Raw genomic sequence first — 12173 nt, 5'->3', positions numbered from 1 at the left:
ATCATGCTCACCGCTCGCGATCGAGCTGGCGCGACAGCGTCGCGTGGAAACCGTCGGCAAAACGGTTCAGCCGCGCCTCGATCCGGTTGATGCTGTGGCTGAAGCGGTTGTACGCGATCACCGCCGGAATGGCCGCGAAAAGCCCGATCGCGGTCGCGAACAGCGCCTCGGCGATGCCCGGCGCGACGACGGCCAGGCTCGTATTCTGCTGGCTGGCGATGCTGGTGAAGCTGCGCATGATGCCCCACACCGTGCCGAACAGGCCGACGAACGGCGCGACCGAGCCGACCGTCGCCAGCACGTTCAGCCGGTCCGACAGATTGTCGATCTCGTTGGCGACTGCCGCGCCCATGGTGGTCGCGAGCCGCTCGCGCGTGCCGCCGCGATCGATCACCGATCCCTGCGTCGATCGCCGCCATTCGGCGACGCCGGCGGCAAAGACGCGGGCGCTCGGCAGATCCTCCTCGGCGCGCGTCTTGTAGAAGGCGTCGACATCGTCCGCCTTCCAGAAATCGCGCTCGAACTTCTCGGTCGCCTTCCGCGTCCGGCCCAGCTTGCGCCAGAAGGAAAAGATGATCGCCCAGGTCCAGATGCTGGCAGCGAGCAGGCCGAACATCACGCCCTTCACCACGAAATCGGCCTGCAGGAACAGGGCGATGGGCGACAGGGTAGCAGCGTCGGTATTGAAGAACGGGTTCAAGGCCTCAAGTCCCCCTTGTCGGCAAGTGCGCCGAAACGTTCGATCCAGTCACGCGGTTGCCGCCGGGGTCGCCCCGACGGTGCCACCAGCGCCGCGACGACATCCGCGTCGGCCAGCACAAGCGCGTCGCGCATGACTCGTTGATGAATGGAAACGCTGGCCGCGCGCACCTCGGTCACCCGCGTCACGACGACCAGTGCATCGTCCAGCCGCGCCGGCGCGCGATAGCGGATGGCGAGGCTGGTGACGGCATAGGCACCCTCGCCCGCCTCATGCACCGCGCGCTGGTCGATCCCGGCCAGCCGCAGCATGTCCGATCGCCCGCGTTCCATGAAGCGCAGGTAATTGGCGTGGTACACGATGCCCGACAGGTCGGTGTCTTCGAAATAGACGCGGATCGGCAGGCGATGCTCGACCCCGACGAAGCGGCCTTCCACAGGCTGATCGATGCGGCCGGTCTCCATTACCGGCCTGTTAACCGAAGCGGATCGTCGCGAACAGTCCCGTGGCGGGTGGTCAGTCCTGAAGAACCGCCGGATCGACCTCGATCCGCGGCGCACGCGTGCCGACCGCCACCGGGGCCGCCGCCGCACGGGTCGCCACGGCCGGCAACGCCGCTGTCGTGCGGGCTGCGCTGGCCGGTGCAGGCGCTGCCGGTGTCGCCGCGCGCACCGCCACTGCCGGCGTCACCACCGCCGGGGCCGTCGCCAGCGCAGGAACCGCGCTGATGCTCGTCCCCGACACCGCCACCGGCGCCGGGCGCGCGGCAATCGCCGCCGCGGGCGCCGCGGTGGCGGCAACCGCGCCGACAACCGGCGTCGGCGCGGGCGCAGATGTCGGCGCCGCCAGCGCGATCACCGGTCGCGGTGCCAGCATTTCGGCGAACGGCGCATCCAGCGTCGGCAGCACCGCCGCGGCAAAGGCCTGCAGCTCATTGGGGCCCAGCCGCTCCGCCTCGGTCAGCGTGGCCGCCGCCGCGGTGCAGAACGGGTCGCGCGCCGGCGCCTGGGAGAAGAAATTGTACAGCCGCGTCATCGCGTCGTCATAGCGGTCCTGCCAGTCGCCACCCATTGCGCGATACTGGCTCTCCAGCGCGGTTTCCGCCGTGGCGAGCGCCGCCTTCTGGTTGGTCAGCAGCGTGCGATAGCCCTCGACGATGTGGTTCCCCTGCGCGCCCCGACACGCCAGCGCCGCGACGTTCAGCGCGACCCGCATGTGCCATACGGTCGCCGCGGGAGAGAGGCCGCGGTTGATCGGCGTGATCGCCGGCGTGACATAGACCGGCACCGGGGCGGGCGCTGGCGGCGGGGTGGCCACCGCCACTTCCTTGGTGCGCGTGGCGCAGGCGGCCAGCGCCGCAATGGCGGCCGTGGCAACGATGGCTTGTGTAACGCGTGACATGGCGGCTCCGTTCTCCCCCGGATTCCCGTTGCGACGGGTCTGCGCCCGGAAGGTAAACGCGGAGTAAAGGATGCGATGAGCCGCCACCTCGCGCCGCGCGTCAGTCGAACACGGTCTTCAGGTTCATGAATTCGTGCAGGCCATAGGCACCCAGTTCGCGGCCGTGGCCCGATTTCTTGATCCCCCCGAACGGCGCCTCGGGTGTGGAGGCGAGCATCTTGTTCACCGCCATCATTCCCGAGGCAATGTCGCGAGTGAAGCGCTCCTGCTCGGCCTCGTCGCTGGTCCACACCGACGCGCCAAGGCCGAAGGGCACGTCATTGGCCAGCGCGATCGCGGCGTCGATGTCCTCGGCGCGGAACAGCATCGCAACGGGCCCGAACAATTCCTCCTGCGCGGCGGGATGATCGATCGGCACATCGACCAGGATGCCCGCCGACATGAAGGCGCCCTTCCCCGGCAGCGGCTCGCCGCCCAGCAGCAGCCGACCGCCCGCCGCCTCGATCTGCGCCAGCTGGTCGATCACCGTCTGGCGCTGCTCCTCGCTCGACAGCGGCCCCATGTCGGTCGCCGCATCCATTGGGTCGCCGGCGACCACCGCCTTCATGCCCGCCGAGAAGCGCTCGAGGAACGCGTCATACACATCGGCGTGGACGATCATCCGCTTGGCACAGATGCACGACTGGCCGGTATTCTGGGTGCGCGCCGTCACCGCCGCCTTCGCCGCCGCGTCGAGGTCGGCCGACGGCATGACGATGAACGGATCCGATCCGCCCAGTTCCAGCACCACCTTCTTCAGCGCGGCGCCCGCCGCCTCGGCGACCTTCGCGCCGGCGCCCTCGCTGCCGGTTAGCGTCACTGCCGCGATCCGGTCATCGGCGATCAGCGCGCCGACTTTGCCGCTCCTGATCGCCAGATTCTGGAACAGTCCGGCCGGCGCCCCGGCAGCGATCACCGTCTCCTCGATCGCGGCGGCGACGCCCTGGCACAGCGAGGCATGTTTCAGCAGCCCGACATTCCCCGCCAGGATCGTCGGCGCCAGCCAGCGGACCACCTGCCAGTAGGGGAAATTCCACGGCATCACCGCCAGCACCGCGCCAATCGGCAGGTAATGGCTCGTCGCCTTGCCGCCCGGCACCTCGACCGTTCGGGGTGCCAGCATCCCCGGCCCGTTCTGCGCATAATAGCGGAACGCCGCCGCGCATTTCTCCACCTCGGCGATGGCGGATTTCAGCGTCTTGCCCATCTCGCGCGTCGCGATCTCGCCCAGCCGGCGCTTGTCCGCCTCGAACGCCTCGGCGATCCGCTCCAGCAAGTCGGTGCGCGTTTTCAGGTCGGTGGTGCGCCATTCCGCCCAGAAGGCATGCGCGCGGGCGACGCGCGTTTCCACCTCGGCGTCGGTGTGTTCGGGATGGGTGGCGCCGGGCGCGCCGGTGGCGGGATTGATGCTCTGGAACATGCCGCCTGAAACGATCGCGCGCACGCCCGTATCCTCCGCCATTCCCCCTATTGCCTCGTCCTGTCGCACCGGCCGCCCCGCGGCGCCGCGCCTGCTTGACCCCTCGCCCGCGCCTGTCCCATAGCACCGCCATGGACACGCCCGTCGACAGCCTGACGTTCGAGGCCGCGCTGAAAGAGCTCGAAGCGATCGTAGCGCGCCTTGAATCCGGCGATACGCCGCTTGCGGATGCAATCGCCTTGTACGAACGCGGCAATCAGCTGCGGGCGCGCTGTGCCGAACGGCTCGATGCCGCGCAGGCCCGGATCGAGGCGATCCGGCTTGACGCCGAGGGCCGCGCCACGACGACACCCTTCACCGCCGGATGACCCTCACCCCGACGCTTTCGGCGGCACTGGCCGATACCGCGCGCGACATCGACGCGCGCTTCGATGCGTTGCTGGCGGTGCCGGACGATCCCCGCGCCGACCTCTATCGCGCGATGCGCCACGCCGCGATCGATGGTGGCAAGCGGCTGCGCCCGCTGCTGGTCGTCGCCACCGCGCGGCTGTTCAACTGCGACATGGACTGTGCCGGGCGCGTCGCGCTCGCGCTGGAGGCGATCCATGTCTATTCGCTGATCCACGACGATCTGCCGGCGATGGACAATGACGACATGCGTCGCGGCCGTCCCACCGTGCACAAGCAGTTTGACGAGGCGACCGCGATCCTCGCCGGCGACTGCCTCCACGCGCTGGCGTTCGAGGTGCTGGCCGATCCCGCCACCCATCCCGATCCCTTCGTCCGCGCCGAACTGGTGCTCGATCTGTCGCGTGCCGCCGGCCCCGCGGGCATGGCGGGCGGCCAGATGATGGATCTGGAGGCCGAACGCGCCAGCTTCGACCTTGCCACCGTCACCCGGCTGCAGGCGATGAAGACCGGCGCGCTGATCCTCGCCGCGGTGGAGGCTGGGGCGATCCTCGGCCGCATCCCGCCCGAGGGACGCACGCATTTGCGCGGCTATGCCCGCGATATCGGTCTTGCCTTCCAGATCGTCGACGATCTGCTCGACGTGGAGGGCGATGAAGCGCTGGCCGGAAAGAAGCTGCGCAAGGATGACGGGGCGGGCAAGGAAACCTTTGTCTCGCTCCTCGGGGTGGATGCGGCACGGGAGCGATGCCGGATGCTGGTGGATCAGGCGATTGCGCACCTGCGCAGCTACGGCCCGGAGGCCGACCTGCTCCGCGACATCGCGCGCTTCGTGCTTTCAAGGGATCATTGAGCATGGCGAGAATCGGTGTTTACCCGGGGACGTTCGATCCGATCACGCTGGGCCACATGGACATCATCCGGCGCGGCGCGAAGCTGGTCGACCGGCTGGTCATCGGCGTCACGACCAACCCGTCGAAAAGCCCGATGTTCTCGCTTGAGGAGCGGATGGCGCAGGTGGAGCGTGAATGCGCCGGGCTGGACGCCGACATCCGCGTCGTCAGCTTCGATCTGCTGCTGATGGATTTCGCCGAGCGCGAAGGCGCCAGCATGATCGTTCGCGGCCTGCGCGCGGTGGCCGATTTCGAATATGAATATCAGATGGCCGGGATGAACCAGCAGTTGAATGACCGGATCGAAACGGTCTTCCTGATGGCCGATGTGGCGTTGCAGCCGATCGCCAGCCGGCTGGTGAAGGAAATCGCCCGTTTCAACGGCGACATCAGCAAGTTCGTGAGCCCCGCCGTGCGCGACGAAGTCGTTGCACGTGTGGAACAGACCGGGCGGCGCGGCGGACAATAGGTTTCCGGCAACGGCGCACCCCGGTTCAGATTGGCGCAAGCCGCGATCTAGTTTAGGGCGCTGCTGACACGATCGGGTTGGGATGACGATGCGCTTTGTTGGATTGATTGCGATGCTGGCCGCCACGCTGCTCGCCGGCCCGGCCATGGCCCAGAGCAAGGCGATGGAGGAAGCGGCCAAGGCAGGACAGGCGACGAAGCAGCGCTATACCCCGCCGCCCACCACCGATCTCGAAAACACCTGGCTGCTCGACCTGTCGAGCGGCGGGCGCGTGTCGATCTGGCTGCGTCCCGATGTCGCGCCCGACATGGTGCGCCGGATCAAGAACCTGACGCGCCGCAAATTCTACGACGGCCTGACCTTCCACCGCGTCATCGACGGCTTCATGGCGCAGGGCGGCGATCCGCAGGGCGACGGCACCGGCGGCTCGGACCTCCCCGACGTGAAGGCGGAGTTCAATTACCTGCCGCACGTGCGCGGCGCGGTCGCGGCGGCACGCGCGCAGGATGAAAACAGCGCCAACAGCCAGTTCTACATCATGCTGATGCCGCGGCTCAGCCTCGACGGGAAATACACCGTGTTCGGCCGCGTGCTTGAGGGCATGCAATATGTCGACGCGATCGAAAAGGGCGAGCCGCCGGCCAACCCGACGCGCATCCTCCACGCCTATATCGCCGCCGATAACCCCCCGCCCTATCGCGCCGAGGCGGCCCCCGCGCCGGTGACGCAGGAGGCGCCGGTGACGCTGCCCGGCACGAAGCCGGCGGCGCCTGCACGGAACTCGCGCCCGCGTCGATAGTCTCTTCCTCGTTCACTGCGCCAGCGGACGGGGGAAGATGACGTGAATCAGGCGGCGGCCTGGCTACCTTATTGCGGCATCGCGCCGCTTCCTGACACGCTGATGGGGCGCTGGAACGGCGACCCCATCCTCATCGCCGCGCTCGCGCTGGCCGCCGTCGCCTTCTACCGGCTGGCCGACGCCGATCCGCGCCAGCGGCGGTTTTTCGCCGCAGCATGGGCGCTGGCGCTGTTCCTCTTCCTCTCCCCGCTCTGCGCGCTCACCTCCGCGCTCTTTGCCGCCCGCACGGTCCACCATGTGCTGCTGACCGCGCTGGTCGCGCCGCTGCTCGCCATCGCGCTCGCCGGCGTGCTCCGCCCGCCGCGCGGCGGGCTCGCGCTATGGACCGTGGCGCACACGCTCGCCTTCTGGGTCTGGCATGCGCCGCCCGCTTATGCCTGGGCGCTGTCGAGCAACGCCGCTTACTGGCTGATGCAGGCGAGCCTGCTCGTCACCGCCTGGGGCATGTGGGCGCACATCCGCACCGCCCCCATGCCGATGGGCATTGCCGCCCTGCTCGCGATGATGGTGCAGATGGGCCTGCTCGGCGCGCTCCTCGTGTTTAACAGCGGCGCGCTCTACGCCCCGCATTATCTCACCACCCAGGCCTGGGGCCTGTCCCCGTTGGAGGATCAGCAGCTCGCCGGCCTCATCATGTGGGCGCCCGCCGCCGGCCTCTACCTCGGTGGCGCGCTGTGGCTGCTCGCGCGCTGGTTCGTCGCGGAGGAGCATGAGGTGGCGGCGCGATGATCCGCCAGCTTCGCGAATGGGCCCGCGGCCACACCGAACGCGGCCGTTATTCCCCCGTCGGCATTGCCTTCCACTGGATCATGGCCTTCCTGATCCTGTTCCAGCTCGGCTGGGGCTGGTCGATGAGCCGCCTGCCGGTGGGCGAGGACAAGCTTGCCGCCTATCAGGTGCACAGCGCCGCCGGCCTCGCCGTGATCCTGCTGGCGCTGGCGCGCTTCGCCTGGCGCCTCGCCGTTCCCGGCCCGATCAACGATGCTGACAAGCAGGGCTGGCAGACGACCGTCTCGGTCATCATCCACTATATCTTCTACGCCACCTTCTTCCTCTTGCCGATCAGCGGCTGGGTGATGTGGTCGGCGATTGCGGAGCCCGGCCCGCTCTATCTCGCGGGTGTCGTCCCCTGGCCGCCCTTCCCGCTCGGCGACATGCCGCTGACCCTACGCTGGCAGATCATGGACGTGGCGGAGGACATTCACCTCGCGGTGGTGTTCGCGCTGTTCCTCGTCATTCCGCTCCACGTGGGCGCGGCGCTGAAGCATCATTTTTGGGATCGTCACGATGTGCTGAGCGGGATGCTGCCGGAGATCCCGGACGAGGAAGACCCCCAGGCAGACCGGACGCATAAGCACCGAGACCGGCAACCTCGCCCGGCGTGAGCTTGCGGCTGATCTCCAGCATAACATTGCCCGGATCGTTGCGCCGCTCGCTCTTCTGCCACGCGATCAGCTGCTCCGACAGATAGCCCGCCGGCTGCCCGCCCAGCGCCGGATTGCCCGCACCCACGCCTTCGCCCGCCGCACCGTGACACACCACGCATGGCTGAAGGCCGCGCGCCGCATCGCCGCGCTGGTACAGCAGCGCCGCCGGCCCGGTGTTCGCGCTGGCCCCCGCCGCACCCGCCGCAGCCGCCGCAGCCGCCGCCGGCTGATAGGGCATGGCGGCATAATAAGCCGACACCGTCTGCCGGTCGGCCGGGGTCAGCCGCTTGGCGATCCACTCCATCTCGGCATTCTTGCGCCGCCCGCTGGCATAGGCCTCCAGCTGCGCGGTCAGATAGCCGAGGTCCAGCCCCGCCAGCCGCGGCGCGCCCGCGCCATTGCCGCGCCCATCGACGCCGTGACACACCAGGCACGCGCTCGCCGCACCGGCATCGCCGCCGCTCAGCGCCACCAATTGCCCGGTCTCGACGAAGCGGTCGGCCGCCGTCCGGTCCGCCGTCCCGCACGCCGCCAGCAACAGAAACGCAAGGCCGGCGAGCGGCCGTCGCCGGGAGGGTGCAGCCGTAATCATCGCTTCCTCGGAACCTCCGCCGATCCGATCGGTTCCGAAACGACCGGCACCGGTTCGTGCCGGGCCATGAAGGGGGATCATTGCCGACGCTTCGCGCCCTGTTGCCGCTGCTTGCGCTTGCGCTGCCCGTCGGCGCCTGCAAGCCGCCACCTGACGAGCGCCAGCATATGCCACAGGCCGATCCCGCCGCCGGCCTCGCCGCGATCCGCCGCGTCGGCTGCGGATCCTGTCATTCGATCCCCGGGCTCAGCTGGCCGAAGGGCGAACTGGGCCCCGCGCTCGACCGTTTCGGCGATCAGGGCATGATCGCCGGCCGCCTCCCCAACCGCCCCGACGTGCTGGCGCATTTCGTGCGCCGCGCGCCCGAACTCGTCCCGGGAACCACCATGCCGGCCATGCCGCTCAGCGAGAAGGAAGCGCGCGATGTCGCCGCCTACCTCTACACCCTCCGCTCCCGGTAACGCCGGCCCCGTCGATGGGCTGGCGAACAGCCTCGCCGGCTGGCCGCCGCCCGTGCTCGATCCCGCCGGCCCGTTCGCGGGTTCGATCTCCACCCTGTCGTGGATCCTGTTCGCGATGGGCGTGGGCGTCTTGCTGGTGGTCCTCGTCGCCTTGTGGATCGCGCTGTTCGGCAAGGAACGGCTGCGCGAGCGGCTGGGTGGCAGCAAGGCGATCTGGATCGGCGGCATCGCCTTCCCCGTCGTCGTGCTCAGCGTGCTGCTGGTCTACGGCCTGACGCTCACCCGCAATCTCACCGCCCCGCCGGGCCCGGTGGCGATGAAGGCGCGCATCACCGGCGAAATGTGGTGGTGGCGCGTCGACTACCTGGGCGACAACGGCCAGCCGCAGCTGCGCGACGCCAACGAACTCCATATCCCCACCGGCCGCACCGTGCTGCTCGAACTCGAATCGAACGACGTCATCCACAGCTTCTGGGTGCCGCGCCTGTCGGGCAAGCTCGACATGATTCCCGGCCGACGCAACGTGATGAAGATTCAGGCCGACAAGCCCGGCGTCTATGGCGGGCAATGCGCCGAATATTGCGGCGGCCCGCATGCGCTGATGGGCTTCGTCGTGGTCGCGCACGAACCGGCCGATTTCGCCCGCTGGCTCGCCGCGCGTCAGGCTCGTCTGCAGCAACCAGCGCCAGCCGCCGCCACACGCGGCGCGCAGCTGTTCCAGTCCACCGGCTGCGCCGCCTGCCACCGCGTGGCGGGCACCGAGGCGAACGGCCTCGCCGGCCCCGACCTTACCCATATCGGCACCCGCCAGTCGCTCGGCGCGGGCATCCTGCCCAACAATCGCGGCACGCTGATCGGCTGGATCGGCAACAGCCAGGCGATCAAGCCGGGCAACCGGATGCCGCCCTACACGATGCTGCCGGGTGAGGATCTCCAGGCATTGGCCGATTACATGCAGGCGCAGAAGTGACCTCGGAAACCGGCTTCGACACGGCGCTCTACGATCGCTTCCCGACCAAGGGGGAGCGGCCCGCCGGGGAGCGCGCCGAGCTTGAACGGATCTGGTGCAAGCCCAAGGGCTGGGAACTGCTGACCGCGGTCAACAACAATTACATCGGCTTCTACTACGTCGCGACCGCCTTCGCCTTCTTCATCCTGGCCGGCGTGCTGGCGCTGGTCATGCGGGTACAGCTTGCGCTGCCGCTGATGGGCGTGTTGCCGCAGGAAACCTACAATCAGTTCTTCACCATGCACGGCACGGTGATGATGTTCCTCTTCGCGGTGCCGGCGATGGAGGCGATGGCGGTGCTGCTGCTGCCGCAGATGCTGGCGGCGCGCGACCTGCCGTTCCCGCGCCTCTCGGCCTATGCCTTCTGGGCCTATGCCGTCGGCGGCCTGTGCTTCTTCGCCTCGCTGTTCGTCGGCCTCGCCCCCGACGGCGGCTGGTTCATGTACCCGCCCTATACCAGCACCACCTATTCGCCGGGCATCAACGCCGATTTCTGGCTGCTGGGTATCGGCTTCATCGAGATCTCCGCCATCGCCGGCGCGATCGAGATCATCGTCGGCGTGCTGCGCACCCGCGCGCCGGGCATGACGCTGGCGAAAATGCCGATCTACGCCTGGGCGATGCTGGTGTTCGGGGTGATGATCATCATCGGCTTCCCCTCGGTGATCCTGTGCACCCTGCTGCTGGAGCTGGAGCGCGCGTTCAACTGGCCGTTCTTCGATTCCACCCGCGGCGGCGATCCGTTGCTGTGGCAGCACCTGTTCTGGTTCTTCGGCCACCCGGAAGTGTACATCATCTTCCTCCCCGCCTCGGGCCTCGTCTCGATGGTGGTGGCGGCCGTCGCGCGCACCCGGCTGGTCGGGCACAATCTCATCGTGCTGGCCTTCCTCGCCACCGGCTTCATCAGCTTCGGCGTGTGGGCGCACCACATGTTCACCACCGGCATGCCGACACTCTCGGTCAGCTTCTTCTCCGCCGCCAGCATGGCGGTCAGCGTCCCCGCCGGCATCCAGGTCTTCTCCTGGATCGCGACCTTTGCGATCGGCCGCGCGCGCTACAACACGCCAACGCTGTTCCTGCTCGGCGGGCTCATCACCTTCGTCATCGGCGGCTTGACCGGCGTGATGGTGGCGATGGTGCCGTTCGACTGGCAGGCGCACGACAGCTATTTCATCGTCGCGCACCTCCACTACGTGCTGATCGGGGGGATGGTCTTCCCCTTCTTCGCCGCGCTTTATTACTGGACGCCGATGACCAGCCGGCGCCCGCTGTCGGAACGGCTTGGCCGATGGATCTTCTGGCTGATGTTCATCGGCATGCAGGTGACGTTCCTGCCGATGCACCTCACCGGCTTCATGGGCATGCCGCGCCGCGTCTATACCTATCTCCCCGGCCGCGACTGGGATCTCACCAACATGATCTCGACCGTCGGCGCCTTCCTGTTCGGCGCGGGCGTGCTGCTGTTCCTGATCGATTGCGCGCGCAACATGCGCTTCACCACCGATCATGACGCGGGCAACGTCTATGGCGGCGGCACATTGGAATGGCTCCCCACCGGGCTGTTCTCCACCCGCAGCATCCCGGTGATCAAGAGCCGCTATCCCCTGTGGGACGATCCGAAGCTGGCCGAGGATGTCGACGAGGGCCGCTATCTCCTCCCCGGCTCCGCGACCGGCCTGCGCGAAACGATCATCACCAGCCCGCTGCGCGCGGAGCCGCAATATGTGCAGATCCTCCCCACCCCCTCGCCCTGGCCGCTGCTGGGCGCGCTCTTCACCGCCGGCTTCTTCCTGATCCTGACGGTGCAGGCCTATTTCATCTCCTTCGTCAGCGGCATCCTGGCGGTCGCCTGCATCCTGCGCTGGCTGTGGGACACCGATCGGCTGGTGCCCGAGAAGAAGGTCGATGTCGGCGCCGGCATCATGCTGCCGACCTATGCCACCGGCCCGCGCACCCACGGCTGGTGGGCAATGATCATCCTCCTGATCGTGATCGGCATGATGTTCGTCATGGCGATCTTCGGCTTCTTCTATCTCTACGGCATCCACCCGCAATTCTGGATCGCCGCGCCCGATCCCCTATGGCTGCTCCCGATCCTGCTCGGCCATGGCGGCGGCGCCGGTTTCGCGCTGCTCGCCCGCTACATGCTGGCGCGTGAGAAGACCGAATTGTGGACGCCCGGCGTGCTCTTGTGCTGCGCGGCGGTGGGGCTTGCCATCGGCTTCGGCGTGGATTGCTGGACATGGACCCGCCACGGCCTGTGGCCCACCGCCAGCGGCCAGGGCGCGATCGTCTATGCCTTCCAGACGCTGCAGGGGCTGATCGTCGCGATCAGCGTGCTGATGGCGGGCTATATGGCGGCGCGCAACAGCCGCGCGCTGATCGTCCGCCCGCGCAACAACTCGATGGACCTCACCGTCATGTTCATGTGCTACACCGCCGCGCAGGGCAGCGTCATCGCGCTCCTCGCGCGGCTCTTCCCGGGCACGATCTGA

General features: G+C 68.3%; 13 protein-coding genes and 1 pseudogene. 9 read left to right on the top strand and 5 right to left on the bottom strand.

Annotated features, from left to right (window positions below; genetic code table 11):
* Window positions 1-7: 7 nt before the first annotated feature.
* From tolQ to L8F96_RS16045, 4 genes are all read right to left on the bottom strand, one after another.
* Window positions 8-700, bottom strand: coding sequence for a protein TolQ (gene tolQ, locus L8F96_RS16060; RefSeq protein ID WP_046406694.1), 693 nt, complete (start codon window positions 698-700; stop codon window positions 8-10).
* The gene (ybgC, locus tag L8F96_RS16055; protein WP_046406696.1) at window positions 697-1164 is read right to left on the bottom strand and encodes a tol-pal system-associated acyl-CoA thioesterase; all 468 of its coding nucleotides are present in this window, start codon (window positions 1162-1164) and stop codon (window positions 697-699) included. The genes tolQ and ybgC overlap by 4 nt, the downstream gene beginning before the upstream one ends.
* A 52-nt stretch (window positions 1165-1216) precedes the next feature.
* Window positions 1217-2101: a hypothetical protein gene (locus L8F96_RS16050; RefSeq protein ID WP_334656651.1), complete on the bottom strand. Its 885-nt coding sequence runs from the start codon at window positions 2099-2101 to the stop codon at window positions 1217-1219.
* 100 nt (window positions 2102-2201) lie between these two features.
* Window positions 2202-3560: an NAD-dependent succinate-semialdehyde dehydrogenase gene (locus L8F96_RS16045; protein ID WP_334656670.1), complete on the bottom strand. Its 1359-nt coding sequence runs from the start codon at window positions 3558-3560 to the stop codon at window positions 2202-2204.
* A gap of 131 nt (window positions 3561-3691) precedes the next feature.
* Here L8F96_RS16045 and L8F96_RS16040 point away from each other — a divergent pair, with 131 nt between their 5' ends.
* The 6 genes from L8F96_RS16040 (at window position 3692) to L8F96_RS16015 (ending at window position 7574) form a co-directional block, all read left to right on the top strand.
* Window positions 3692-3928: an exodeoxyribonuclease VII small subunit gene (locus tag L8F96_RS16040; protein ID WP_125945384.1), complete on the top strand. Its 237-nt coding sequence runs from the start codon at window positions 3692-3694 to the stop codon at window positions 3926-3928.
* Entirely contained in the window at window positions 3925-4821 is an 897-nt protein-coding gene (locus tag L8F96_RS16035) for a polyprenyl synthetase family protein (protein WP_125945383.1), read from the top strand. The genes L8F96_RS16040 and L8F96_RS16035 overlap by 4 nt, the downstream gene beginning before the upstream one ends.
* A 2-nt stretch (window positions 4822-4823) precedes the next feature.
* The gene (gene coaD / locus L8F96_RS16030) at window positions 4824-5330 is read left to right on the top strand and encodes a pantetheine-phosphate adenylyltransferase (protein WP_046409351.1); all 507 of its coding nucleotides are present in this window, start codon (window positions 4824-4826) and stop codon (window positions 5328-5330) included.
* 88 nt (window positions 5331-5418) lie between these two features.
* Window positions 5419-6129 (top strand): peptidylprolyl isomerase, encoded by a 711-nt coding sequence (locus L8F96_RS16025; RefSeq protein ID WP_136450954.1) that lies wholly within the window; start codon window positions 5419-5421, stop codon window positions 6127-6129.
* A gap of 42 nt (window positions 6130-6171) precedes the next feature.
* Window positions 6172-6918: a cytochrome c oxidase assembly protein gene (locus tag L8F96_RS16020; RefSeq protein WP_334656650.1), complete on the top strand. Its 747-nt coding sequence runs from the start codon at window positions 6172-6174 to the stop codon at window positions 6916-6918.
* Window positions 6915-7574, top strand: coding sequence for a cytochrome b (locus tag L8F96_RS16015; RefSeq protein WP_334656649.1), 660 nt, complete (start codon window positions 6915-6917; stop codon window positions 7572-7574). Before L8F96_RS16020 ends, L8F96_RS16015 begins: the two co-directional genes overlap by 4 nt.
* A 319-nt stretch (window positions 7575-7893) precedes the next feature.
* Here L8F96_RS16015 and L8F96_RS18670 read toward each other — a convergent pair.
* A pseudogene (locus L8F96_RS18670) lies at window positions 7894-8208 on the bottom strand (c-type cytochrome); the annotation flags it as partial.
* 80 nt (window positions 8209-8288) lie between these two features.
* On the opposite strand from L8F96_RS18670, the gene L8F96_RS16005 reads away from it, so the two are divergent.
* From L8F96_RS16005 to L8F96_RS15995, 3 genes are read left to right on the top strand one after another with little or no spacing between them, the layout of a single operon-like run.
* Window positions 8289-8669, top strand: a complete 381-nt coding sequence (locus L8F96_RS16005; RefSeq protein WP_052742545.1) for a c-type cytochrome — start codon at window positions 8289-8291, stop codon at window positions 8667-8669.
* Window positions 8632-9639 carry a cytochrome c oxidase subunit II gene (gene coxB, locus L8F96_RS16000; protein WP_334656648.1) on the top strand — a complete coding sequence of 336 codons (1008 nt, stop codon included), beginning with the start codon at window positions 8632-8634 and terminating at the stop codon, window positions 9637-9639. The genes L8F96_RS16005 and coxB overlap by 38 nt, the downstream gene beginning before the upstream one ends.
* On the top strand, window positions 9636-12173 hold the full coding sequence (locus L8F96_RS15995) for a cbb3-type cytochrome c oxidase subunit I (RefSeq protein ID WP_334656647.1): 2538 nt from the start codon (window positions 9636-9638) through the stop codon (window positions 12171-12173). The genes coxB and L8F96_RS15995 overlap by 4 nt, the downstream gene beginning before the upstream one ends.

This window comes from Sphingomonas panaciterrae, from assembly GCF_036890205.1.
In the GTDB taxonomy this organism is placed as follows: domain Bacteria; phylum Pseudomonadota; class Alphaproteobacteria; order Sphingomonadales; family Sphingomonadaceae; genus Sphingomonas; species Sphingomonas panaciterrae.
This window is presented reverse-complemented; position numbering and strand designations above follow the sequence as displayed.